Genomic DNA, 24367 nt, shown 5'->3' on the forward strand with positions numbered 1-24367 from the left:
GTGGTTCGCCCATGTGAGAGTAGGTCATCGTCAGCTCTCTATTCTGACTAGCCCCCTGATACTAACGTATCAGGGGGCTTTTCTTTGTGTGCTATTCTGATAATTCTGCGCTTTACACTTGCTGCCAATTATATTCGTTTTATTTACTATTTATATCTCATATGGTTGTTTCCATTATGCTGATATTCAGCATGTCTTTATCTTATGCTTTGTTTATTATCAGTCTTTCAGATATTCAGTTATTAATTGAATAAAGTCGATTCAAAGTTTGTATTTATATTGTTGCTCTGAGAGATTAGTGCTAACTTTGGTTAATGCTACATTATCATTTCAAAGAACAAAACCATGAATACAGACAAACTCCCTCCTTATATCAGCGCTTCAGATAGAGTTATTCTCTTTGATGATGTTTGCAAGCTGTGCAACGCATGGAGTAACTTCATCATCAAACATGATAAACACCGCCTTTTTAAGTTGTGTAGCGTACAGTCAGAAGAGGGGCAAGCAATACTGCTTCATTTTGGCCTACCTATCGATTCTTATGAGACGATGCTCTATGTAGAAGGTAATCAGTCATTCCAAAAAAGCGATGCTTTTTTTCAAGTAATGACAAAGCTAGGTTTTCCGTGGAAAATGGCTTGTATCTTTAACGTTATTCCAAGGCCAGTACGTGATTGGATGTATGATCGTATTGCGTTAAATCGCTATAGCCTCTTCGGTAAATATGACTATTGTACTTTGCCATCGCCAGATCATAAGACGCGCTTTTTAAATGCAAAACTATAAACTTACTCATGTCTCATTTATCAGCAGATTATCACTCGGCTTCTTATTTATTTATCATGGCTTAGTGCCCAAAATACTATGGCTAAGCTCAATTGAAATTCATTTAGCTTCACTGAGTGGTCTTAATATCTCAGCTAATATTATTTCTCCAATAGTTGGCATAGGTGAGATGATTTTAGGCTGCTCAATTCTATTCTTTAAAAAATCTATTATTCCAGTTTATATAGCAGTGATCGTTTTATTGTTGCTACTACTCTTTGTAAGTTTGGTCAGTCCAAAATATTTAATTGATGCTTTCAATCCTGTTACTACCAATGTATTAGGGCTGGGGTTTTGTTATCTAATCTGGTTTACGCATGACAATCAAAAGATCTAGTTGATAGATATTTGATCATTCGCTTTAATGTCTTATATGTAGAACTTGAATAAAACCTTATTTAGCTTAGTATCGTATGTTTGAGAAGTATTTTAGGCGCAAAGCTATGAAAAAAATCAATGTGGTAGGAACCAGTGGCAGTGGAAAATCTACTTTTAGCCTTATGCTAGCGAAAAAATTGGGTTATCGGTATCTTGAAATGGATGCGATGTTTTGGAAACCCAATTGGCAAGAATCTACGGATGAAGAATTTTTTGCCAAACTTAAAAGTTGCCTTTCGCAGGACGCTTGGGTGCTCGATGGTAATTATAATAGGACAGTTGCTATAAAATGGGCTGATATTGATCAGGTTATATGGATAGATTACTCGTTTCCTCGTACGGTCTATCAAGCAATCAAACGTGCCTTTATTCGCTCAATAACGAAAACTGAGCTTTGGGATGACACTGGAAATATTGAAACGTTCCGCAAATCATTTTTTAGTCGTGATTCAATCATCATTTGGACGCTAAAAACGTATAAGCGCAACCGTGTCCGTTATACTGAGATGTTCAATGATCCTAAATATAATCATATAGAATTTGTAAGATTGACAAGTCCAAAAATGGCTAAGAAATTTATAGATGAGTTAAACCTATAGCAGTAAGCTTAGTCGGGTTTATTTCATATTTAGCGCTACCATTAGTAAAAATTTTAATGCAGCTTTAACTACTTCTGGAAATGATTATGAATGTTACTGATATAAAAGTGTTTGTACCTAGTAAGGACTATGAAATCTCAAGATCATTTTATGCAGACATTGGTTTTAAGCCTGAGTTCATAACCGATGATTTGACACTCTTTCAAAACGGATCGTGTTCTTTATATTTGCAACGCTTTTATAATCAAGAATTGGCAGATAATTTTATGCTGCAAATCTGCGTTTCAGATATCGAAGAAGCCTTCAATATATGTTCAAGCTCTGAGCATAAGACAAGAATCGCGCCTATTGAACAAGAGGTGTGGGGCAAGGTGTTTTACTTGTGGGGACCCGCGAGTGAGCTGCTACATATTACGGAGTTTAGTAGTTAGCAGACGTATCTTTAAGGTAATTTCTAATATCTGATATATTACTCATGCGGTACTATATGTATTGTCGCATTTCAAAAAATAATAAAGCATCAAATTTTGAAGGAATGATTAATGAAAGGTGAGTGTCTCTGCGGTAATGTAAAATTTGAGATTTCGGAGAAGATTCGAAACTTTTATCAATGCCACTGCTCCTTGTGTCGCAAAGCCACTGGAGCATCAGCCAACACTGCTACTTTTGTGCAGGACAAGGCTTTTCGTTGGATATCAGGTGAAAGCGACATTAAATCGTATAAAAAGCCGAGTGGTTACAGAAGTGATTTTTGCTCAGTGTGTGGCAGTCTGGTTCCGAATAGCTTAAGAGACAGTGGTATGGTTTGGGTTCCGGCGGGTTTGCTCAATGAACCAGTTGCTTCAAAAGTGTCTGTCCATCTGCATATAGAATCAGCCGCCACTTGGGAACAAGATGCTGTTGAGTGTGTTCGACTGGATGGTGGGCCTGAGAGTCTAGAAGCGCTTAATAGCTTGTTGTAGTTTACTTATATAAGATTGGTGTTCCAAGCTACGTCAGACAATCAGTCTAAAAATGATTAACTTACACTTATAAAACTTTAGGCAGAAAATTTGTTTTTCGGCTTCTTTCTTATCACTGGGTATAAATATAGTTTTATTCCAGAGGCTACAGCTACTCTCTGCATTAGGTAATTGAGGTGAGGAAAAAGTGAAATCTAAATTTGCGGGTATTCAATATCTAGGTGACAGTGGTGTCACACAGATATGTAAAGCAGCCATCATACAGCTTATACATGCTGGTGAAGACATAAAAGACGTAAAAATACTCACTTTTGAAGAAACTTACTCACATGCTCATGCGCTATTGCTAACCCTGAGATATGATATTCAGGTCATTATTAAAGGTGGTTTTGCTTCTGGTTATAATGGAGAAGCCCCGAAAGGATATGCATTCGTCTTAAACCTATTGCGCAACTATACAGACAGTATTAATGAATACATCATTTCAAAGTCGATTTTTGAACGTATCTCCAATTCAAGTTTAACTGTGAAAGACTTAGAATATATCAATAGTATTAATCCAGTGCGTCCTGCTAGGTGGTATGAGTCTGTTTATCTCTATAAGGAACATGAGCGCAGTATTTTTAGTGAGTTTCCGCTTACTATTCCTATGGCACTTCTTGACCCACGACTGATCGAGCTAGCATTAGATTTTGATAAGAATCCAGACAATGCAATTATGGGTGCATACCGAAAGCTGGAATCTATCGTTAGAGAGCGTACAGGCTTGCATAATGAAAGCAGTACTAAGTTACTTAAGAAAGCCTTTCAAGTTAATGACTCAATATTGCATTGGAAGGACTTAAACTCAGGCGAATCTATAGGACGGGCTTCTTTATTTTCTGATACTTTTATGGCTTATCGCAACAATCGAGCACATCAAGAGCCTCGTCACAATCTAAGTGATGATATTAGAGAGTTTATGTTGATTAATCAGTTGTTTGTTTTGGAAAGTGAGGCGGTTGTTAGATACGCGTAATAGCGAAAGGAGGAAGATTTGGGATATTTTTCAGACTTATCGATTACTATGCATGAGTCGCCTCAGCTTAGTGAGCTTAACAAATCGATATGTGCAGACTGTGTTTTAGATGATGAACTCGTTAGTCTAGTCGCTAATAATCTTAGTTCAAACTCATGTTCCTATTGTGGAGAAGAGAATGAAGAAAGTGATTTGATCGCCGCTCCATATAATGTAGTGATGAAACGAATATATGACTCAATATTTCAGTATTATGCAGATGCGCAAGATGTAGGTATGCCATGGGTTGAAAAAGAATGGTTGATACCAGAAACGACTATATCAGAAATTATTGAGCATTTTGACCCTGGTTGGTGTGGAGAGTTTTGCAAAGATTTAATAAGCAGCTCTGATTCGAGTATGTATTTAGTAGAGCATGTCAAAAATGACTGGTCTATTGAAAGTTCGTCTTCAGCATTATCATATGGTTGGTCGGCTTTTAAAAATCAAGTTCTATACAAAACGCGCTATTTATTTTTGTCTGAACCTGAAGATGAATACTCATCTGGTAGACCTGATTATATTTCTGTTTCAAGTATGCTAAATGCTCTTGGAACACTTTGTAATAAAGAAAAACTTGTTACTACTATTCCGGCTGGAACTGAGTTTTATCGAGTCAGGGTCAACCAAGAAAGGGATGATTTCACAAAATTTTGCGATATTGGCGTACCTCCAAAAGGAAAAGCTAGTGCTGGTCGTATGAATCCAGCTGGTATTTCTTATTTCTATGTGGCCTATGACCAAAATACAGCTGAAAAAGAAGTAATCACAGATGCGACAGCATGGTCAATTGCTAAATTTAGGTTAATAAAAGATATTCAAGTTGTAGACTTTGTTGATATACCAGAAATACCAAGTATTTTCGAGCCTGAAAAGTATGAGGCTAGGCAAAATATGTCATTTCTTCATTCGTTTGTAGATGAGTTGACGCTACCTGTTATAAAGGATGGTAGAGAGCATGTTGAATATGTACCGACACAAATTGTATCAGAGTATTTTAGATTCAGATTCCAAACTGAAAATGCGCAGCCTATTTTAGGATTGCGTTATAGCAGTGTGAAGAATCCTAATGGTATTAATATTGCGATATTTGATTCAGAGAATGAGTCACTAGAAAAGAGTTTTGAATTGGTATCTATCAAAAAAAATTGCTAACAAGTTAATTATTGGTACTTTGCAACTCATGGCATTGCACTTGAATATAAGAAAGGTAATATCACACAACCTACGATAAGAGTTGTAAGCAATGATACTATTGATATTATCCCCGTGACTACTATATTTTAATACTTAACTCCATTTACTAGAGAACCCCCATGACCACATCAAACGTAACTTACCAAGGCGATTTGCGTACCACCGCCATTCATTTGCAATCGAACAATGAAATCATCACCGACGCACCAACGGACAACCAAGGCAAGGGCGAGGCATTTTCACCAACGGATTTGCTAGCCACCAGTTTAGCAAGTTGTATGCTGACCATTATCGGTATCAAAGCCCGTGACATGGATATTGACCTCACAGGCACCACGGCTGAAGTGACCAAAATCATGGCCGCTGATCCAAGACGCGTGAGCGAGATCCATATCATCGTGACGTTTAACAGAGAGCTTGATGATAGAACGCAAACGATCTTTTATAACACCGCATTGACTTGTCCAGTCGCCAACAGCATTCATCCTGATATCACGCAGAACCTCACATTCCGCACTGCGCGTGAACTCTAAGACTATGGCAAAAACGTTATTGATTGTCGCTCATGCACCATCACCCAATACTGAAAAGTTGGCTCAAGCAGCCTACAAGGGCGCCAATCATCCTGATATAGCTATCAATGTCATTTTCAAGTCACCGCAAGACACACAGCCAGAAGACGTGCTGGCTGCCGATGCGCTATTACTGGGAACGACTGAGAACCTTGCGTATATGGCAGGGCTGACCAAAGACTTTTTTGATCGTTGTTATTATCCTGTGTTAGAGGAGAAGCAGGGGTTGCCATTTGCTGTATACATTCGAGCAGGGCAGGATGGTACGGGTACTAAGCGTGCGCTAAAGACGATTACGACGGGTTTACGTTGGTCATGGATACAAGACGCGCTGATATTACAAGGCGCGTGGCAGGATGACTTCACCCAGCAAGTAGAGACGCTGGCGATGACACTTGCGGCGGGAGTAGAAGCTGGGATTTATTAGCATCATAAACATTGTTATCTATGTGGTGCCATTTGTCATATAAGAAGTGAAAATACGATGATATATAGCAATACTGATTTTATGCCCTCTGAGGCGTTACCGTTTTCTCAGGCTTGTGAAAACAACAAACAACCCATTTTATCGGTTTTACAAAAAGAATTGGCAGAGACGTCCCACGTGTTAGAAGTGGGTTCTGGAACGGGTCAGCATAGCGTGTATTTTGCGCCGAGACTCGCGCACCTAATATGGCAGACCAGTGATGTATTAGCCAATCACAGTGCCATTCATGCATGGCATAACGCGTATCCTGCGTCTAACTTGTATGCGCCATTGGCATTTGACTTGTCTAGTGATCCCATACCGGTCAATACAGATAGTCATACACCTTATGATGCGCTGTTTACTGCCAATACCTTACATATCATTGCATGGTCGTTGGTAGAGCGCTTATTTGCGTTGGCAGGTGATACCTTGCCTATAGGTGGTAAACTCATTGCCTATGGCCCTTTTAACGAAAATGGTCATTATACGAGTGCCAGCAATCAACAGTTTGACATAAACCTGCGTCAGCGCGATCCAAAAAGCGGTATTCGTCATAAAGAAGATATTGTCGCATTAGCAAGTCAGCATGATCTGACGCTGAGCAATACTTATGCGTTGCCTGCCAATAATCAGATATTGGTCTTTCAAAAAGATTAAATAATTAAAAACGTAAAAAGACACCTCAGTGGATCGTTATAGGATCGTAATAGAGGTGTCTTTTTTTAAATTACTTATATAGTTACTGATATACGATGCCTGATACTTTTTAGGCTGCTAAATTATTTATATTCATCTGCCAAAAAATCCAAATACCGTTTCCAAGAACGCTCATCCGCACGTGCATCGTAACGATCACTTCCAAACACGCTAAAGGCATGTGGTGCGCCGCTGTAAGTAATCATTTCATGAGGTACTTTGGCTGCTTCTAACGTTTTGCCTAAAGTCGCAAAACTCTCTAGAGACACGGACTCATCGGCAGAACCATGAAATACCAAAATCTCTCCTGTGGTTTTACCATAGTTCTGTCCCGTTGGGATATCAAAAGCACCGTGGAAAGGCACAAAAGCTTTTTGCGGGAAACCTGAACGTGCCAACTCTAATGCCACCGTACCGCCAAAACAATATCCCATGGTCACACCTTCACGCACATCATTACCTTGTAATCGACCTGCATTCAACGCACCTTCTAGTATGCGGCGCATTTTACTACGGTCATCATATAGAGCACCCGTTAAGCGCTTGTTTTCTTCAACGGAGGTCGGACGAATACCTTGTCCAAACATATCTGCGGCCAGTACATTATAGCCTTCATTCGCTAACATATCCGCGCGTTTGCGCTCATAGTCGGTCAGACCATCCCAATCATGAATCAGTAAGATAAAAGGGGCGTTGGGCTTGTCGGCTTTGGCATAATAGCCTTCATAGGCTTGGCCATCGACAGTATAAGTAACATTTTTGGTGGTGATGGCAGCTGCCGTCTGACTGAATGTCAATGCCATGACGCCCATTGATGCACTCGCCAGCAATGTGCAATAAGATTTTTTGGATAAAACATTTGATGTTGGTCGCATAGTAGATAGCCTTATAGTTGTATAAGAAGGCGATAAAGAGATGGCTAAACACCATGCCACTATCATTATCGATAATTTTGGGACGTCATAAAAGCATACCTTAAAGAATAACTACATTACAAGATTGGATTGTTAATGTTTAGACGCGTTCAAAAGCCGTCAAGTGGTTGAGGGACTGCGCACGTAAACTTTAACCAAACATCAACAAGGTTCACTATATACGCAACTATAAGCGACTTAGTTTTTGGGTAAGATAAGCCGTATGCCTTTTATTCCTTTATCTTTTTTAATAATTGGTCATGCAGCAGCACAGACAAATAATCGACAGATGAAGTCAGTATTATCCCAAAGGATACAACACCTGTGTAAGCACAATTTTAATGGTCTAAAAACGACCATTTTACTCATTAGCTAGGATGTTTTATGAATAATAATATCGATCATACCGACCCAGCCAAAGACATGAATTCTGAGCGTGGTAATGGTGGTGAAACCCATCAGCGCGCAGGCGATGACACCAAAGTATTAACGACGCAGCAAGGCGTGCCTATTTCTGACAATCAAAACTCTCTAAAAGCAGGTTCACGTGGACCTACGTTGTTAGAGGATTTTGTACTGCGTGAAAAGATCAACCACTTTGACCATGAGCGTGTCCCTGAGCGTATCGTCCATGCTCGCGGTAGTGCGGCACATGGCTATTTTGAGCTGACGGAATCATTAGAAGAGTATACAACGGCCAAAATCCTTACCGAGACTGGTAAACAAACGCCACTTTTTACCCGTTTTTCGACCGTTGCTGGTAACAAAGGCTCAAAAGACACGCCACGTGACGTGCGCGGATTTTCTGTAAAAGTCTATACCGAAGAGGGAAACTGGGATATCGTTGGTAACAACATGCCAATCTTCTTTATCCAAGATGCGATTAAGTTTCCAGATTTGATTCATGCGGTTAAGCCTGAGCCAGATCGCGGATTCCCGCAAGCGGCATCTGCCCATGATACGTTTTGGGATTTTGTCTCATTGAGCCCTGAAACCATGCACAACTTAATCTGGCTGATGAGTGATCGTGGTCTGCCACGTAGCTTACGTATGATGGAAGGTTTTGGTATTCACAGCTATCGTTTGATTGATAAAGACGGTAAGAGCACTTTTGTACGTTTCCATTGGAAACCCGTACTTGGCGTACAGTCAACCACATGGGACGAAGCCGTAAAAATCTCTGGCGCAGATCCTGATTATCATCGCCGCGACTTGTTTGAGTCAATTGATAATGGCATGTATCCTGAGTGGGAGTTTGGCGTTCAGTTATTTACTGAAGAAGAAGCGAATAACTTCCCATTTGACCATTTAGACGCGACCAAGCTCATTCCAGAAGAGCTAGTACCGGTGAAAATTGTTGGTAAAATGGTCTTGAATCGCAATGTAGATAATTTCTTTGCCGAAACAGAGCAAGTGGCGTTCTGTCCATCGCACGTAGTACCAGGTATCGACTACAGTAATGATCCTCTGCTTCAAGGTCGTCTATTTAGCTACCTAGACACGCAGTTGTCGCGTCTTGGTTCGCCAAACTTTGCGCAGATTCCAATCAATGCGCCAAAATGTCCGTTTGCCAACAACCAGCAAGACGGTCACATGCAAATGCAAGTACCAAAAACGCGCGTGATGTATGAGCCACAAAGCCTTGATCCAAGCCGTCCACGTGAAAGCGAAAAACGCGGCTATGCTTCTTTCCAAGAGCAGATGGATGATGGCGTAAAAGGTCGTATCCGTGCCGAAAGCTTTGCTGACCATTACAGCCAGCCACGTATGTTCTACCGCAGCCAGACTGACGCAGGCAAGGCACACATTGCCTCCGCTTATGCCTTTGAGCTGGGTAAAGTAGATACCGCGCATGTACGCACGCGGATGCTGAGCCATCTGCCGCATATCGATGACGACTTGGCAAACCGTGTGGCAAGCGCGCTTGGTATGGAACTGCCAGAGCCAGCAGACGCCGCCGCTCCTGTACAGGATCTTGGCACCTCAAAAGCGCTGCAAACCATCGGTATCTCACCAAAGAGTTTGAAAGGCCGCTTGGTCGGTATCTTGGTTGCTGAAGGCTCAAGCCATAGCGAAGTTGAGAAGTTTGAAACTGCCGCAAAAGAAGCGGGTGCAACCGTGAAAATCGTCGCGCCTAACAAAGAAGTGACGTTAGATGATGGTACGCACATTCAAGCGGACGAACGTCTTGCTGGTGGCCCGTCTGTGCTCTTTGACGCTGTGGTCAGTATCATTATGCATCCACCAGCCAAAAAGCTGGCTATGGACAGCGCAGCGCTAGATTGGTTCAATGATGCTTATGCACATTGCAAAGCGATTGCTTATTGCCCTGCGACTGAAGAACACATCTTGAGCAAACTACCTATCGAAAAAGATGCGTTTGTAACGCCGCTTGATGATGTTGCTGGTTTTATCGAAAACGCTAAGACCCGTCTGTGGGAGCGTGAGCCAAAGGTACGTGACTTGGCGTAATTGATGGCGCAGGCTTTGAATATATAAAACATACTTGTGATATAAAAAACCCAGCCTAAGTGCTGGGTTTTTGCTTTTATACGAGCAGAAAGCAATCCGTTATTAGATGGAAGGTTGAGTTTTAATAAGGTCTATTTATGATTATCTTTTTCACTAATGGATATATATAGTCACAAGCGTTCACTCAAAGTCGTTTTTTTTGAATTGGCGGACGTTATACTAAAGATCGATTATAAAATTGAATAAAACCTCATAATAGTAATTATAAAGGAGGTGAGGGGTACCAATGAGTTTATGCAGAATTGTACGTCTAGAAGGGTATATACAAAGCACCTACCTTGCGATATATCCAGACAAGATCATGCTGCTGGACGGTGGCTGCCGTGCTGATGTGCCGATGGTGCTCGATTATATCAAATCCACATTGCAACGACCCATCACGGATTTAAAAGTCGTCGTCGTCACACACATGCATCCTGATCATGCTGGTGGCGCAAATAAGTACCGAGAAAAGACAGGCTGCCTGATTGTCTCCTCTGATAAAAAACATCAGTGGTACGGCGGCATTGCTGGACGTGCCATGCACTTTATAGATATAAATCTTGCGTATTATGTGGCGAGACGTCAAGGGCGCTCATTTAAAAACTTATATTACCCAGCAAATCTAAAACCAGACATTACCGTGACCGATGGCGATTACGTGCCAAGGTTTGAGGAGTGGCAAGTATTAGAAACGCCGGGGCACACCGATAGGGATTTGTCCTTGTTTCATGTGCCAAGTCGACAAATATATACCGCTGATTTGATCATCAAGCTGCGGCACAAATTTGTGGCACCTTTTCCTATTTATGATCCCAACGTCTATACTCAGTCACTGACCAAAGTCAAAGAGTTAAAGCCTTCTATGGTGATGATGGCGCATGGGCGTGAGCTGGCTATCGACGAGGCGACTTTTGATGGGCTTATTGTTGGCGCGCCCAAACATCCTCGTACGATCAAAGACACAATCAAACACAAGCTATTGTGGCGAAAAAGTAGAAACCGTCATGTTTTTAAACAAAATCGCAGATAACAAAAAATAAAGTCAAAAAAAAGCCCCGTGACGATATTGTCATGGGGCTTTCTAAATATGGTGGGCCGACCGCGACTCGAACGCGGGACCAATTGATTAAAAGTCAACTGCTCTACCAACTGAGCTATCGGCCCTGAGAAGCATTAAAAACTTAGCTTCACAAGATAAATTTCCTTAAAGGCAAACTTATTAAAACTGGATACCTTAACGATATCTTTTAAACTTGTTAATCAACCACCGGATAGGGCAGAACGATTAATAAGCATCAAACTAAATATGGTGGGCCGACCGCGACTCGAACGCGGGACCAATTGATTAAAAGTCAACTGCTCTACCAACTGAGCTATCGGCCCTGAGAAGCATTAAACATTAGCTTCACAAGATAAATTTCCTTAAAGGCAAATTTATTAAAATAAGACATCTAATACATGTCTTAAAACTTAATGCTTTACATATTGAGCTGTCAATAATAAAAGAGACATTAAGCTTTTATCATCGTTTTGAGAATTTGTATCCCTAAACGTGAGAGCACATTATATATATAATTCTGACAATTGCAACCCTGCATCGTAAAAAAAGTGCAATTCTTACGTAAAAAGCCCAATTTTTCTAGAATTTTATAAATATGCGTATTTTGACTCCCATTTTGAGCAAAAACACGCTCTTGATTGGTTATTAATCTCTAGAGAGTGCTTCAACAGGATCTAGTTTTGCGGCATTGCGGGCGGGCAAGAAGCCAAAAACCACGCCAATGAGTGTCGAGCAAACAAAAGCTGCGATGATGGAGGTCATTGAATAAATCACTTTGAAACTATCGCCACCCACACGGTTGATCAATTCGCCAATAGCGAATGCCATCCCAATACCAATTAGTCCTCCTAGGACACAGACCAAAACGGCTTCGATCAAAAACTGCTGCATGATATCGCTTTGGCGTGCGCCAACCGCCATACGTACACCAATCTCATTGGTACGCTCGGTCACGGATACCAGCATGATGTTCATGACGCCAATACCACCGACTACTAATGAGATAATGGCAATAGAGGATATCAAGAGCGTCATGGCGGTTGTGGTAGACTCAATGGTTTGGCGAATAGAGTCTGAATTACGTATGCGAAAATCATCCGTACCGTGGCGACTTTCCATCAACTGATAGATGGCAGACTCAGCGGCTGAAGAAGATATCTTGTCATCAATGAGCGCGACGAAGCTTTCAATATTATCACTGCCTTTGATGCGTGACATCATGGTGGTATAGGGCATATATAATGTCGGGGTGTCGACCTCGCCGCCGAACCCACTGTTGTTGGGCTCAAGCACACCAATCACTCGTCCCGGTACGCTACCAATCAATACCACTTCACCAATAGGATCAGCATCATTTGGAAAAAAAGTGTTTTTGGCATTGTCATCAATAATGATGTCTTGCGTACGACGTAAAATGCTTTGATCATCAAAGCCTTGACCTTGCGCCAGTGTCTCGCCACTGACGCTCAGATAGTCTTGTCCGACACCACTAATACTTGCAGCCTCTTGTATGTTGCGATAGCGCACATTCATATTGGCGTCAAGTTGAGGACTGACACTAATGACGTAAGGTTGGTCTTCGACTGCCTGAGCGTCTTGTGGGGTCAAATTCTCATCGTTGTATTGTCGCCTTGGGTCACCATAAGGATACCCATCACGAACGGTAATTGTATTGGTACCAAGTGAGCTAATATTGGTGAGGATTTGTGCTTGTGAGCCTTTACCCAGACCCACGACGGATACCACTGAAGCAATACCGATGATAATACCAAGCATGGTAAGCAAGGTACGCATTTTATGGGCACGCATGGCCAGTAGTGACATTTTAAACGCTTCAAGCAAACGATCGATAAAGCTGCTAAAAACACTCTTGCGATTGTTGTCTAAGATAGGCGCGGGTTGAGTGGTCGTTGATTTATAATGATCGTTTTTATAGTCTGCAATCACATAACCATCTTTTAGCTCAATCACACGCTCAGCTTGGGCAGCGAGGCCTGGGTCATGAGTCACCATGATGATGGTATGACCTTGAGCGTTTAGGTCATATAGGATTTTCATCACATCTTCGCCAGACTTGCTGTCAAGCGCCCCTGTGGGTTCATCGGCTAAGATGATATCGCCCCCATTCATGAGCGCCCGTGCAATGGACACACGCTGCTGCTGTCCACCTGAGAGTTGGTTAGGACGATTATTTACTTTTGCGCCCAAACCCAAATCTGCTAATAGTTTTTCAGCACGCTCACTACGGGCTTGTCCATCCATACCCGCATAAACGGCAGGGACAGAGACATTGTCTCGAGCACTGATATCGCCAAGCAAATGATAACGCTGAAAAATAAAACCAAAATGCTCACGGCGTAGCTTAGCCAACTCATCAGCGTCTAAGCGACTGACTGACTGACCATAAATTTTATATTCACCAGCAGTCGCTTGATCTAAGCAGCCAAGAATATTCATCAGGGTTGACTTACCTGAACCTGACTGACCGATGATAGCAACCATTTCACCTTGGTTGATGGTCAGATCGATATCATGGAGCACCCGAATGGTTTGTTCACCAGCTTTGAACTCTCGTATCAATCCTTTGACCTGCATCAATGGAGTATCTGCTGCGGTAGTAGGGCTGGACTCTTTGCTATTCATTTGCGATGCTGCCTGTATCAATGCTGCTTATATAATTGCTCTTATCGCAAGTCATGTGCTTGGCGATGAAGATTGGTACCAAATGCTTCTCTAGGTATTAAAACCCTCTCATGCCTCTACCGCCTTGTTGCTTTTTTTGTCCTTCTTCTCCCAATATCACCTCATCGCCTTGATTTAAACCACTTAGAATCTGTACGCTAACCCGGTTATTAATACCTGTTGTTACGGTTTGCTCGACTACTTGACCATCCGCTTTGAGCACGCGTACCATCGCCGTTTTGGTATTAGGATCTGTATTGGCGTCACGAGACTTATTGGTTTTACTGACAGGTTGTAGGGCCGCTGCTGGTATAAGGAGGGCGTCTTTTGCTTGATCGATGACAATATAAACCTGCGCTGTCATGTCAATACGAAAACGTCGTTCAGTATTTGGCACTTCGATATAACCAACATAATAAATAGCAGAGTCGGTTGAGCTGGTATCACTGATGACTTCAGGAGCAGGTTCGACAGCTTTTAGGACAGAGTCAAACTTTTGATCGGGGTTACCAATAATATTAAAATAAACGGGCATACCAGCGTTGACGTTGATGACGTCAGCTTCTGATATTTGAGCATTGATTCTCACCGTGGACAAGTCGGCCAAGGTCACGATAGTCGGTGCAGTTTGGTTGGCGTTAACGGTCGTGCCTTGCTCTGTGGTAATTGAGACGACAGTGCCTGACATAGGCGCACGGATGGTGGTATAGCTAAGGTCTTCTTCAGCTGTATTGACGTTGGTCTGTGATTTGCGCAAAGCTGCTTCTTGGCTGTTGATATTGGCCTCAGTCGTTGCAATTGCAGCTTTGGCAGTATCGATAGCAGCAAGGGCATTGGCTACCGCAGCCTTGGCTGTCTCTACGCTGGTTGCTTGAGTGTCATATTCTTGCTGAGAAATCGCGTTAATGGCGACCAAAGATTTCAAACGAGTAAAGTCCGACTGCGCTTGTTTGAGCTCAGACTGGCGGCTGGCAAGATCGGCATAAGCACTTTTTAAGCTGGCCTGCCGGCTCAAAGATTCGGCCTTAGCGCTTTGTATGGCGGCCACGCTTTGCTCGAGACTGGCTTGCTCGTTACTTAGATTGTTCTTTTGCGTGACTTGATCGATTTGGGCAATCAAATCGCCTTGCTGCACCTCATCACCAACGTCCACATAAAGACGTTTTACTTCACCTGAGACTTGAGCACCAACATCAACCGTGTTCAGGGCTTTGACCTTACCAGACGCCATGACATTGTTTTCGATATCACCAATCTCAGCCGTTGCTGTCAAATAATTGGGCGTGACTTCTTTTGGTTTTAAGAAATGATAAGCCAAGGCCGCGAGTGCTATGACAATTAAGGCGATAACCCCCCATTTAATAGCAGATTTTTTGCTCATTTTGCGCATAACAACAGTCCAATCACAATTAAATCAAATGTAGCTATAGTAGAGGCTTCATCAGTAAAAGGGAATGGGAATTAGTTTAAGAAAGGTTAAGGTAACGTGAGACAAGGTAAGGATGTAGTGGCAAAACAGGCGTCAAGTAGCCAATTGCCGTAAACATTTAGGAAAAATAATATTTGTGTAGGCGCGATGATGAGAAGAAAGGTTGTACAAGAGAGTCAGTAAATACTCAAAGTCAGCAAGAGGAGTAAAAGGAAGTTTATCTTGTGATAAACAAACGCTTTCCAGCCAGCTCAAGTGCGGTTTGCAGTAGTAATTCCCATGCAGGCTGGCGAATAAGTCCTTTAATAGCTTGGTCACAACGATAAAGTAAGGCGGGCCACTCGGCAGTTCGTACTTTTGATTGCCTACGACAGGCCTGCTGATACAATCCCTGTTTACTACGCCAAATGCCAAGCGCTTGCGGGTCTTGTCCATCCATCAATTGTATGATTTGACGCATGTCTTTACTGATTGCCCATAACACCAAAGTCGTTGGTTCATCTGTGGCTTTAAGCTGAAACATAATCTTTGCCACCTGAGCGCTGTTGCCCATCAGCATGGCGTCTGATAAATCAAACACGCTAAACTGGGCATCACTGACCAAGGCCGCTTGTAGATCATTTATGTCCAGCGCGACACTGGTATCAGACGGGTGCGATGTACGACTGGTTTGCACAGTGTTTTCATTTTGACTGACAAGTTGCGGTGCAAACAAATAAGACAGCCGCCACAAGGTTTGGTAAGCGCTCAACAGATGATGCTCAGTATGGGACATAAGCAGCTGCCATGCTTCTTGTGACAAGCGTAATCCAAATTGCTGGGCTTGTATTTGTAAAAGCTGTTGTCGCTGCTGTTCGTTGTATAAATTACAGTCGATCACGTGACCATATTGAGCAAATGGCGCAAACCATTTGCTACTTTGACTGCGTTTGTCTTGCTTTGGTGTTAGCCATAACACGCTATGAGTATGGGCGCCCGTTTGCGCCTCTTGGGCAAAACGCTCTAACGCCTCAATCACTGCTTTATCTGGTTTATGATTGCCAGTCACAATCAACGCACTGGCATCATCAAATAGGGATTGACTGCCAAGCTCTGACAATACCTCTTGCCAACTCTTGACTGATATCAGCTCGATACGTTTGACGGCGTAGTTTTGCGCTCGCCAGTGTGGCCGTAACGCATCAATAAGCCATTGACTCAATAGCGGCTCATCTCCATGAGCCAGCCACAAGCCTGCTACCACAACAGAAGAGTGTAGTAGTTTTGGATAGGCTTGTATAAAGGTATCTTGCATAGAGTAGAGAGACGCAGGTTAAGAAAAATGAACGTGAGACGTTAAGGGGTTGGCACCACAACGGTTGTTGAGCCTACATTATTACTAACGGGTATTGGTTTGCTAGCACCGTTTGAGGTCACTTTAGGTAAAGAGATGGCGACATATTGATCCGTGATGCGGCGTGCCAGACTGTCATAGAGCCAATCACGAATCTGATCACCCTGTAGATCGTCTGTACTGACCGAGGCTTCATTATACTGATAGCTACGCTCAACTTGAATCGGGTTGGTTAAGGTAACGGGTTTGCCATTTTCAGTCGTTTGGTAAGTGACATTGGCTGATAATACCAAGCGTATTTCTGTCAAAACACCCACCAGCTCATAACGTTTAAAGCGCACGTTACTGATATTGATGGCGGCAATTGGATCAGTATTGACGTTTTTATTATTCGCCATCACATCAGATACCGTCATGTTATCAATAACCTCGACACCTAACGTTTCTAGACGATGCGTCAACGGCAGTTTGAGAGGAAACGAGATTCTATTGTCCTCAATAATCACTGCTGTTTTGGCGGCATCAAACAACATTGGAGAATCATAACCACGAAGCTGAAAACCGCAGCCACTAAGCCCAGCGGTTGCACCAACGACACCAAACATCGGCAAGGCAGCAAGTAGGGCGGCTGCCAGCTTCTGTTTGCTTGATGATTTGGCAAGATGGGCGGGTGCGCTCAATTTGATATGAGGTGACTGCCCAGCTCTCTGCTTATACCACATAATCGCTATCCTTAAATGTTAAGAAGGCTTAGAGAGCCAAGGCTAAAATACTCAGCTCAATGTGCTTATTTTACAGTACTCAATTTAAAGCACTTAGCCTGCAACCACGATATTCACCAATTTATTAGGAACGACGATTTCTTTTTTAATGTCGCCCGTAATGAATTTTGCCACACTTTCCATCGTACGTGCTTGTACTTTTAGCTGCTCAGGATCGCTGTTCGGTGCCACATCCATCTTACCGCGCATCTTACCATTGACCTGTACCACCATCGTAATGGTATCTTGTACGAGCGCATTCTCATCAACGGCTGGGTAAGTTAGGGCGCTACTCTCAAGACCAAGCGCTTCAAGTAAATGCTCGCCCACATGCGGCGCATAGACAGATAACATGGTTAGCAAATCAACCAAGGCTTCATGTTGTACGCGCAAATCTTGCTCATTACTGGCTTTGAAGCTTGCAAGCTCATTAGAAAGCTCCATCAAGCTAGACACTGGCGTGTTCAATGCCAAACGATCGCCCAAATCATTATCAATCTTGGCAATAGTTTCATGTGTTTTACGGCGCAAGTTTTTGGCTTCTTTGCTCAAATCGTCTGTATTCAAGGCATCGTTGTTTAGCGAATCGAGGCTTAAGTTTGCATCAGCAAGTGCTTGCATGTGTTCAGTTGCAATGCGCCACACTTTTTTCACAAAGTTGTAAGGGCCTTTTAACGCGTCATCTGACCATTCAAGCGTTTGGTCAGCAGGTGCGGTGAATAACGTGTACAAGCGTACGGTGTCAGCACCATATTTATCGATGGTAAGCTGTGGATCAACACCATTGTTTTTTGACTTAGACATTTTTTCAATTTTACCAATCGTCACAGGTTGTCCATCTGCTTTTAACAGTGCCTTGATGGGTTGTCCGCGCTCATCGAATTCAATGTCGATGTCTTCTGCAAAATAGTAAGTCGTACTGCCATCCGCATTGACGCGATAGAACGTGCCAGCGAGTACCATTCCTTGGGTCATTAGATTGGCAAAAGGCTCGTCGCCTGTGACTAAGTTTTCGTCACGCATCAGCTTGTGGAAGAAACGCGCATACAATAGATGCATCACCGCATGCTCGACACCGCCCACATATTGATCAACAGGCAGCCATTTATTGGCAGCAGACTTGTTGACCATGTTTTGCGCATCGTTTGGGCTAGCAAAGCGCGCATAGTACCAGCTTGACTCAACAAAGGTATCAAAGGTATCAGTTTCACGCTCAGCAGGATTGCCACATTTTGGACAAGTGGTGTTTACGAACTCTGGAATGTTTTTGAGTGGGTTGCCGCGGCCATCAGGCACGACATCAGTCGGCAACACAACTGGTAAGTCTTGCTCTTCAACAGGCACCGTACCGCAATGCTCACAGTTGACCATTGGAATAGGGCAACCCCAGTAACGCTGGCGCGATACGCCCCAGTCACGCAGACGATATTGGATTTTTTTCTTAGCCAATTCTTGTGGCTCAAGCTTGTTCAGCATCGCTTCAAACGCTTGCTCAAAAGCTAACCCGTCAAATTCACCTGAATTGACCAGTGTATTGCGTTCGGTATAAGCAAGATTGGCTTGAGTATCGTTGGCCTTGGCATCAGCTTCTATCTCATCAAAATAACCGTTTGGAATATCGATTACTTGTTTGATAGGGAGGTTATATTTGGTCGCAAACTCATAGTCACGTTCGTCGTGTGCTGGTACTGCCATCACTGCACCTGAGCCATAACTCATCAATACATAGTTGGCTACCCAAACAGGCACTTCTTCACCAGTTAAAGGATGCGTTACGGTAAGACCCGTATCCATACCGATTTTCTCAGCTTTGGCAAGATCCGCTTCAGCCACTGAACCTTTTTTGCATAGGGCACAGAACTGCGCGATGACGTCGTCTTGTTCAGAAGCGTACTGTGCAAGTGGGTGCTCTGCTGCCACGGCAACATAAGTCACACCCATCAAGGTGTCAGGACGAGTGGTGAACACATCTAGCGTGTTTTCTTGACCAGCAAGCTCATAAGGGAAGTGTACTTCCATGCCTGAGCTACGACCAATCCAGTTGCGCTGCATCGTCAATACTTCAGACGGCCAATGACCTTCTAGTTGATCCAAATCGTCTAGTAGCTCATCAGCATAATCGGTGATGTTGAAGTAATACATAGGAATGTCACGTTTTTCGACTGGTGCACCACTACGCCAGCCTTTACCATCAATGACTTGCTCGTTTGCTAATACGGTATTATCAATCGGATCCCAGTTAACGGTAGACAGCTTTTTATAGACCAAGCCTTTTTTGTACAACTGCAAAAATAACCACTGCTCCCACTGATAATACTCAGGGCTACAGGTGGCAAATTCGCGCGACCAGTCAATGGATAAGCCCAATAGCTTTAGCTGTGCGCGCATATTGTCAATATTGGCAAACGTCCATGCCGCAGGCGGGGTCTGATTGGCAATCGCCGCATTTTCTGCTGGCAAACCAAAACCATCCCAGCCCATTGGCTGCATGACCTCAAAACCTTTGAGACGGTAGTAACGGCTTAACACATCAGAGATGGTATAGTTACGCACGTGCCCCATGTGCAGCTTGCCACTTGGGTACGGGAACATCGACAGCATGTAACGACTTGGCTTATCGCTTGGCTCATTACCCACTTCATAGCGCTTATCATTTGCCCATTTGGCCTGCTGCGCAGCTTCGATCAGTTGTGGCTGATACTGGTTGCTGTTATTAGAAGTGCCATTTGCGCTGATAGGGCTGTTGTTAGTATTAGATTGGTCTGCTGTCACGGCATTGCTCATAGTCGGCTCGGAAGAATTGGTTAATACTGATAAAAATAGGTGGAATTTGACAATGCCATAGCATAGCGTAATTTGGCAAAAATTGCGACGATATGATGTATTTGCTTGTCAGGTTTACCGCTAAACATGTGATAGCAGAGACAGTATGTCTACATATGGTCAGTGTTAGGTATAATGCAGCGACATTCTTATAAATAATCGCATTGAGTTGGAGTAAATATGACCATCACCATTTACGGTATAAAGTCTTGTAGCACCATGAAAAAAGCGTTCAATAAGCTCGATGAACTAGGCGTCAGCTACGAATTTCATGATTATAAAAAACAAGGCATCGATAAAGCAACGGTGCAGCGCTGGGTTAACGAACTTGGTATTGAAAAAGTACTCAATAAGCGCGGTACGACATGGCGCAAACTCGATGACAATCAAAAGCAAGCGGCTGATGCCAGCGTGGACAATGCCATTGAGCTACTGGTTGAAAACACCAGTATGATTAAGCGTCCCATAGTAGAGGGTTCGCTTGATGATCAAAATGCGTCGATACTTGTATGTGGTTATGATGAAGCGGTATTCGACACCAGTCTTTGTTAATAAAATTTTCATAAATATGCTATGCCTTTTGCTCATTATAACTTATGCTACTTTTAATGGAATTATGTTTAGTAGTTAAGCATGTACAATGACGAGGATAAAATGATGAAAAAATGGTTAATAATAGCGGCTTTGGCAGTCGCACCCTTGATGGTGACCAGCGTGCAGGCGGCTGATTCATCCACTAAGATAACCTTTGCAAAAGACAGTTATTGCGGTAGCTTTACTGGCAATATCAAAGACGGAAAAGTATTTCGCTTGTGGCTCATGCCAGATCAGAACTTAATCATTCGTAATGTGGGCGACGATCAAATCAATGTCGCTTATGTGACAGGGCCTAATGGGCGCTTGAGTGGTGATCGCTATGATAAGGAAAACTCTTATTTTATTCAGCGTAAAGGCAATCATCATATGAAAGTATATGGTAACAGCAGCCATAGCGCTGTTGAGTTCTGTGCTTACTAGATTTTTTAGACTTATATTTTTAAAATTAGTTTTTTAAACTAAGATTGATACATAACATGTGAAAAACCCAAGCTTAGCTCCATCTAAGCTCGGGTTTTATGATGCCAGCAATAAACCAAATCAAACTTGCCAGCCATATAATTAATACGTAGAGACGAATCTGCTCGGCGTTCCAGTTTAGAGCAAACCATTCAATCATAAAAAAGGATTTCCAGCCTTCTATCCATCTTGCGCCACCATAGCTGATAATCCACCAACAATATATGCTTTCTAATACGAAAAGCAGACACCATAGCGCTAATGACATGGTTATCTCCTACTGCTCGCTCGATTAAGCCTCTATCTCACGACTGATGAGTGTACCAACCCCTTCGTTGGTAAAGATTTCAAGCAAGGTGGCGTGAGGGACGCGACCATCGACGATGACTGCACTTTTAACACCGCTACGTACGGCATCAAGCGCACACTGAATCTTAGGAATCATACCACCTGAAATCGTACCATCTTCAATTAAGGCATCGACTTTCTTGGGGGTGAGTCCAGTCACCACTTCGCCATCACGGCCAAGTACACCTTTGATATTGGTCAATAGCATCAGTTTCTCTGCTTGTAAAAACTCAGCGACTTTACCTGCGACCAAATCAGCGTTGATGTTATAAGTATTGCCTTCTTTATCAACACCAAGCGGTGCGATAACGGGGATAAAATCAGAGGCAATGAGCATATTGATCACGTCTTTATTGACACTCACTACGTCGCCCACAAACCCTAAATCTACGGGAACAGCGATACCGTCTGCGCCAATTTTTTCCATCATCAGTTTTTTGGCTTGGATCAAATTGGCGTCTTTACCCGTGAGGCCAATTGCGCGACCGCCGTGCTTGTTAATTAGGCTAACAATCGATTTGTTGACGCTACCGCCTAACACCATCTCTACGATGTCCATGGTGCTTTTATCAGTCACCCGCATGCCATCGATACGGTCAGATTGGCGACCAAGCTCTTTTAAGAGGTTATCTACTTGTGGGCCACCACCATGTACAACGACTGGATGCATGCCGACCGTTTTTAGCAAGACGATATCACGAGCAAATGAGCTTTCGAGTTCAGGGTCAGTCATGGCGTTGCCGCCGTATTTCACCACGATGAGTTTCTTCTCATAACGCTGAATATAAGGCAGCGCGGTGGTTAATACTTCAGCGGTGTTTTTGGCGTCATCTAAATTAAGCGTCATTCCTAACTCCTAAAGGGTGGGTTTTAAATGGGTTGTTCTTTTTAGCATATTCAATTGATGCCCGCTCAATACAGCTATTCAGCGGGCATGGTGGCAATTTGCTCTGCTAGCTGCTGATCAAATGGGCGACACAGTGCCGCAAACTTTGCTTGAATGTCTTTTAAATCAGCCAAGGTATTACCAGCGAAGCGCGCTGTCAAATTATGACTGGTGTTTGATTGACGTAGTACACCAAAACCGTGTGCAAAATCTAAACGTACGCCATCAATGCAGCTCAGCTTTGTACCTGCTGGCAGTAGATGCTGAGCTTGTTCAAGCGTTATGTGATGCGTGTTTATTGAACACTCACACAGTGATGGTGGACACGTCTCTAACGGATAATAACCAAAATCGCTCTCGGTAGTAGTCGCTACAAGCTTACGTAAATAATGACAAAGCCTCGCCAATTGCTCTACAACAGGGCACTCTTGGTCAGCAGTGCTGGGCATTGGCAAATAATGATCCGCCGTACTGACTGTGGCTGGCAAGGATCGAGTGATATTAACCAAAACATCCTTGCTGTCAATGGCTGCTAACCAATGTAGTAAACGTAAAGCCGCGTACATGGCGTCATCATAAATAATAAAATGGCCGTCGTTAAATATAAAATGCCCCGACAACTCACCTGCAAAAATAATCGGGCTGTCGGCATGTTGCATGCGTTGACGCATAAAACTGCTGCCTGTCTTGCTGAGTATAGGTGTTGAGCCAAGCTGAGACAGCAAGGTTGGCAGATGATGAGAGCACTTGATATCAAATAAAACTTGCGGTGTGGGCCGAGAGTCCATTAGCGATTGTGGGCGTTCAGCCAATGCAACTTGTGCCAATAAATAGAGCATGTGATCAGAGCTGACAATGTTACCGTGATTGTCGACCATCATCAAACGGTCGCCATCACCATCAAACGCCATACCTAAGTCCGCGTGGTGAGCAATTACGCTTTGCTGTAACTGAATCAGACGATAAGGTTCAGTCGGGTCAGGGTTACCAGTAGGAAAATTGCCATCTGGTGTGTCATTAAGCATGATGACTTGTCGGCAAAAACGCTCAAATAAGCGCTGCGCAAGTGTGCTGGTCGCGCCATGCATACAGTCAATGACAATGACCAAATCAAGCTGATGGGGTAAATGGCTGTCAGCTTGTTTATCGGAGGGATAAATCTTTGCAAACACTTGAGTAATGGCAGTCATATAAGCTGTGGCAACATGCTCACTGGTTAAATCAATGGGTTTCTGACTGAGGACTGAGTCTATTGTGTGTAGATGTGTGTGTTGATCTGGGCAGTGTGCTTGACGATTGAGACGGTTTTTTGTTTCGTTGATGATGAGCTGTTGATAAAGGGACTGAATTTGTCTGCTGTCAGGAGATTTGTGGTCTACTAGCCATTTCATACCCAAAATGTCTTTGGCAGAATGACTGGCTGTCACAACAATACCATGACCCTGATATTGCTGCGCCCAAAAAGCCATCATAGGGGTGGTGATCAACCCAAGCTGGATGACTTGTATGCCATATCGAGTCAAGATGTGGGCCAGTCCTTGAGCAATGCGGTCGCTACCGCAGCGCACGTCATGACCAATCACGATGATAAGGGATTTAGAGTGCGTTTGTTGTTGGTCGTTGGAATTAGCTGTATAGAGAGTAGCAAAAGCCCTGCCCAATGCTTCTATAAAACAAGGCGTAAACAGCTTGTACGATCCGCGGATATCATACGCACGAAATAAGGATTGCTGCGCAGCAAAAGGGGGCATTGCTTACTCTCCTTATCGTCGTAATCTGTATGGTTGTAGCCAGTTATTTTAAATC

23 protein-coding genes and 2 tRNA genes are annotated in these 24367 nt (G+C 43.2%); 14 read left to right on the forward strand and 11 right to left on the reverse strand.

Annotation, left to right across the window (positions count from 1 at the left end):
• Positions 1 to 345 precede the first annotated feature (345 nt).
• The 10 genes from CZ794_RS07315 to CZ794_RS07360 all read left to right on the forward strand — a co-directional run bounded on the left by CZ794_RS07315 (position 346) and on the right by CZ794_RS07360 (position 6716).
• Complete coding sequence (locus tag CZ794_RS07315) at positions 346 to 786, forward strand: thiol-disulfide oxidoreductase DCC family protein (protein WP_087040985.1); 441 nt, start codon at positions 346 to 348, stop codon at positions 784 to 786.
• Positions 773 to 1162 (forward strand): DoxX-like family protein, encoded by a 390-nt coding sequence (locus CZ794_RS07320; RefSeq protein ID WP_087040986.1) that lies wholly within the window; start codon positions 773 to 775, stop codon positions 1160 to 1162. Before CZ794_RS07315 ends, CZ794_RS07320 begins: the two co-directional genes overlap by 14 nt.
• A 106-nt stretch (positions 1163 to 1268) precedes the next feature.
• Positions 1269 to 1802 (forward strand): (d)CMP kinase, encoded by a 534-nt coding sequence (locus tag CZ794_RS07325; RefSeq protein ID WP_087040987.1) that lies wholly within the window; start codon positions 1269 to 1271, stop codon positions 1800 to 1802.
• Between the two features lie 86 nt (positions 1803 to 1888).
• Positions 1889 to 2233, forward strand: a complete 345-nt coding sequence (locus tag CZ794_RS07330; protein WP_087040988.1) for a lactoylglutathione lyase — start codon at positions 1889 to 1891, stop codon at positions 2231 to 2233.
• Positions 2234 to 2344: 111 nt separating this feature from the next.
• Positions 2345 to 2764 carry a GFA family protein gene (locus CZ794_RS07335; protein WP_087040989.1) on the forward strand — a complete coding sequence of 140 codons (420 nt, stop codon included), beginning with the start codon at positions 2345 to 2347 and terminating at the stop codon, positions 2762 to 2764.
• A 187-nt stretch (positions 2765 to 2951) separates the two neighbouring features.
• A complete protein-coding gene (locus CZ794_RS07340; protein WP_087040990.1) occupies positions 2952 to 3782 on the forward strand; it encodes a TIGR02391 family protein in 831 nt (276 codons plus the stop codon).
• 18 nt (positions 3783 to 3800) lie between these two features.
• Positions 3801 to 4976 (forward strand): HEPN-associated N-terminal domain-containing protein, encoded by a 1176-nt coding sequence (locus CZ794_RS07345; protein ID WP_218778316.1) that lies wholly within the window; start codon positions 3801 to 3803, stop codon positions 4974 to 4976.
• A 161-nt stretch (positions 4977 to 5137) separates the two neighbouring features.
• Positions 5138 to 5551, forward strand: a complete 414-nt coding sequence (locus CZ794_RS07350) for an OsmC family protein (RefSeq protein WP_087040991.1) — start codon at positions 5138 to 5140, stop codon at positions 5549 to 5551.
• Positions 5552 to 5555: 4 nt separating this feature from the next.
• Positions 5556 to 6017: a flavodoxin family protein gene (locus tag CZ794_RS07355; protein WP_087040992.1), complete on the forward strand. Its 462-nt coding sequence runs from the start codon at positions 5556 to 5558 to the stop codon at positions 6015 to 6017.
• A gap of 57 nt (positions 6018 to 6074) precedes the next feature.
• The gene (locus tag CZ794_RS07360) at positions 6075 to 6716 is read left to right on the forward strand and encodes a DUF938 domain-containing protein (protein ID WP_179207272.1); all 642 of its coding nucleotides are present in this window, start codon (positions 6075 to 6077) and stop codon (positions 6714 to 6716) included.
• 122 nt (positions 6717 to 6838) lie between these two features.
• Here CZ794_RS07360 and CZ794_RS07365 read toward each other — a convergent pair whose 3' ends face one another.
• The gene (locus CZ794_RS07365) at positions 6839 to 7630 is read right to left on the reverse strand and encodes a dienelactone hydrolase family protein (RefSeq protein WP_087040993.1); all 792 of its coding nucleotides are present in this window, start codon (positions 7628 to 7630) and stop codon (positions 6839 to 6841) included.
• A gap of 423 nt (positions 7631 to 8053) precedes the next feature.
• Between CZ794_RS07365 and CZ794_RS07370 the strand changes: the two genes are divergently transcribed.
• Together CZ794_RS07370 and CZ794_RS07375 are read left to right on the forward strand one after the other, a co-directional pair.
• Positions 8054 to 10141, forward strand: a complete 2088-nt coding sequence (locus CZ794_RS07370) for a catalase (RefSeq protein WP_087040994.1) — start codon at positions 8054 to 8056, stop codon at positions 10139 to 10141.
• A 286-nt stretch (positions 10142 to 10427) separates the two neighbouring features.
• On the forward strand, positions 10428 to 11213 hold the full coding sequence (locus tag CZ794_RS07375; protein ID WP_087040995.1) for an MBL fold metallo-hydrolase: 786 nt from the start codon (positions 10428 to 10430) through the stop codon (positions 11211 to 11213).
• A gap of 58 nt (positions 11214 to 11271) precedes the next feature.
• Here CZ794_RS07375 and CZ794_RS07380 read toward each other — a convergent pair.
• From CZ794_RS07380 to leuS, 7 genes are all read right to left on the reverse strand, one after another.
• Positions 11272 to 11347: transfer RNA gene (locus tag CZ794_RS07380), tRNA-Lys, on the reverse strand.
• Between the two features lie 143 nt (positions 11348 to 11490).
• Positions 11491 to 11566 (reverse strand) — tRNA-Lys (locus CZ794_RS07385).
• Between the two features lie 322 nt (positions 11567 to 11888).
• Positions 11889 to 13886, reverse strand: a complete 1998-nt coding sequence (locus CZ794_RS07390; protein ID WP_087040996.1) for a MacB family efflux pump subunit — start codon at positions 13884 to 13886, stop codon at positions 11889 to 11891.
• 97 nt (positions 13887 to 13983) lie between these two features.
• The gene (locus CZ794_RS07395; RefSeq protein WP_087040997.1) at positions 13984 to 15315 is read right to left on the reverse strand and encodes an efflux RND transporter periplasmic adaptor subunit; all 1332 of its coding nucleotides are present in this window, start codon (positions 15313 to 15315) and stop codon (positions 13984 to 13986) included.
• Positions 15316 to 15571: 256 nt separating this feature from the next.
• Entirely contained in the window at positions 15572 to 16648 is a 1077-nt protein-coding gene (gene holA / locus CZ794_RS07400) for a DNA polymerase III subunit delta (protein ID WP_087040998.1), read from the reverse strand.
• A 41-nt stretch (positions 16649 to 16689) separates the two neighbouring features.
• Positions 16690 to 17409: a hypothetical protein gene (locus CZ794_RS07405; protein WP_087040999.1), complete on the reverse strand. Its 720-nt coding sequence runs from the start codon at positions 17407 to 17409 to the stop codon at positions 16690 to 16692.
• A 93-nt stretch (positions 17410 to 17502) separates the two neighbouring features.
• On the reverse strand, positions 17503 to 20232 hold the full coding sequence (leuS, locus tag CZ794_RS07410; protein ID WP_087041000.1) for a leucine--tRNA ligase: 2730 nt from the start codon (positions 20230 to 20232) through the stop codon (positions 17503 to 17505).
• A gap of 219 nt (positions 20233 to 20451) precedes the next feature.
• On the opposite strand from leuS, the gene CZ794_RS07415 reads away from it, so the two are divergent.
• Entirely contained in the window at positions 20452 to 20823 is a 372-nt protein-coding gene (locus CZ794_RS07415; RefSeq protein ID WP_087041001.1) for an arsenate reductase, read from the forward strand.
• A gap of 81 nt (positions 20824 to 20904) precedes the next feature.
• Complete coding sequence (locus tag CZ794_RS07420; RefSeq protein WP_256958913.1) at positions 20905 to 21288, forward strand: hypothetical protein; 384 nt, start codon at positions 20905 to 20907, stop codon at positions 21286 to 21288.
• A 73-nt stretch (positions 21289 to 21361) separates the two neighbouring features.
• On the opposite strand, the gene CZ794_RS07425 is transcribed toward CZ794_RS07420, so the two are convergent.
• The 3 genes from CZ794_RS07425 to CZ794_RS07435 all read right to left on the reverse strand — a co-directional run bounded on the left by CZ794_RS07425 (position 21362) and on the right by CZ794_RS07435 (position 24312).
• Positions 21362 to 21595 (reverse strand): hypothetical protein, encoded by a 234-nt coding sequence (locus CZ794_RS07425; RefSeq protein WP_087041003.1) that lies wholly within the window; start codon positions 21593 to 21595, stop codon positions 21362 to 21364.
• Between the two features lie 24 nt (positions 21596 to 21619).
• Positions 21620 to 22522, reverse strand: coding sequence for an acetylglutamate kinase (gene argB / locus CZ794_RS07430; RefSeq protein ID WP_087041004.1), 903 nt, complete (start codon positions 22520 to 22522; stop codon positions 21620 to 21622).
• A 74-nt stretch (positions 22523 to 22596) separates the two neighbouring features.
• Positions 22597 to 24312: a phosphomannomutase gene (locus CZ794_RS07435; protein ID WP_087041005.1), complete on the reverse strand. Its 1716-nt coding sequence runs from the start codon at positions 24310 to 24312 to the stop codon at positions 22597 to 22599.
• Between the last annotated feature and the right edge of the window lie 55 nt (positions 24313 to 24367).

Origin of the sequence: Psychrobacter sp. JB385, from assembly GCF_900163785.1 — a bacterium.
Classification (GTDB): Bacteria; Pseudomonadota; Gammaproteobacteria; order Pseudomonadales; family Moraxellaceae; genus Psychrobacter.

Excerpts from the sequence above, each read along its gene's own strand:
- CZ794_RS07315 (WP_087040985.1), top strand. The coding sequence starts at position 346 with ATGAATACAGACAAACTCCCTCCTTATATCAGCGCTTCAGATAGAGTT.
- CZ794_RS07320 (WP_087040986.1), top strand. The coding sequence starts at position 773 with ATGCAAAACTATAAACTTACTCATGTCTCATTTATCAGCAGATTATCA.
- CZ794_RS07325 (WP_087040987.1), top strand. The coding sequence starts at position 1,269 with ATGAAAAAAATCAATGTGGTAGGAACCAGTGGCAGTGGAAAATCTACT.
- CZ794_RS07330 (WP_087040988.1), top strand. The coding sequence starts at position 1,889 with ATGAATGTTACTGATATAAAAGTGTTTGTACCTAGTAAGGACTATGAA.
- CZ794_RS07335 (WP_087040989.1), top strand. The coding sequence starts at position 2,345 with ATGAAAGGTGAGTGTCTCTGCGGTAATGTAAAATTTGAGATTTCGGAG.
- CZ794_RS07350 (WP_087040991.1), top strand. The coding sequence starts at position 5,138 with ATGACCACATCAAACGTAACTTACCAAGGCGATTTGCGTACCACCGCC.
- CZ794_RS07355 (WP_087040992.1), top strand. The coding sequence starts at position 5,556 with ATGGCAAAAACGTTATTGATTGTCGCTCATGCACCATCACCCAATACT.
- CZ794_RS07360 (WP_179207272.1), top strand. The coding sequence starts at position 6,075 with ATGATATATAGCAATACTGATTTTATGCCCTCTGAGGCGTTACCGTTT.
- CZ794_RS07365 (WP_087040993.1), bottom strand. The coding sequence starts at position 7,630 with ATGCGACCAACATCAAATGTTTTATCCAAAAAATCTTATTGCACATTG.
- CZ794_RS07370 (WP_087040994.1), top strand. The coding sequence starts at position 8,054 with ATGAATAATAATATCGATCATACCGACCCAGCCAAAGACATGAATTCT.
- CZ794_RS07375 (WP_087040995.1), top strand. The coding sequence starts at position 10,428 with ATGAGTTTATGCAGAATTGTACGTCTAGAAGGGTATATACAAAGCACC.
- CZ794_RS07390 (WP_087040996.1), bottom strand. The coding sequence starts at position 13,886 with ATGAATAGCAAAGAGTCCAGCCCTACTACCGCAGCAGATACTCCATTG.
- CZ794_RS07395 (WP_087040997.1), bottom strand. The coding sequence starts at position 15,315 with ATGCGCAAAATGAGCAAAAAATCTGCTATTAAATGGGGGGTTATCGCC.
- holA (WP_087040998.1), bottom strand. The coding sequence starts at position 16,648 with ATGCAAGATACCTTTATACAAGCCTATCCAAAACTACTACACTCTTCT.
- CZ794_RS07405 (WP_087040999.1), bottom strand. The coding sequence starts at position 17,409 with ATGTGGTATAAGCAGAGAGCTGGGCAGTCACCTCATATCAAATTGAGC.
- leuS (WP_087041000.1), bottom strand. The coding sequence starts at position 20,232 with ATGAGCAATGCCGTGACAGCAGACCAATCTAATACTAACAACAGCCCT.
- CZ794_RS07415 (WP_087041001.1), top strand. The coding sequence starts at position 20,452 with ATGACCATCACCATTTACGGTATAAAGTCTTGTAGCACCATGAAAAAA.
- CZ794_RS07420 (WP_256958913.1), top strand. The coding sequence starts at position 20,905 with ATGTACAATGACGAGGATAAAATGATGAAAAAATGGTTAATAATAGCG.
- CZ794_RS07425 (WP_087041003.1), bottom strand. The coding sequence starts at position 21,595 with ATGTCATTAGCGCTATGGTGTCTGCTTTTCGTATTAGAAAGCATATAT.
- argB (WP_087041004.1), bottom strand. The coding sequence starts at position 22,522 with ATGACGCTTAATTTAGATGACGCCAAAAACACCGCTGAAGTATTAACC.
- CZ794_RS07435 (WP_087041005.1), bottom strand. The coding sequence starts at position 24,312 with ATGCCCCCTTTTGCTGCGCAGCAATCCTTATTTCGTGCGTATGATATC.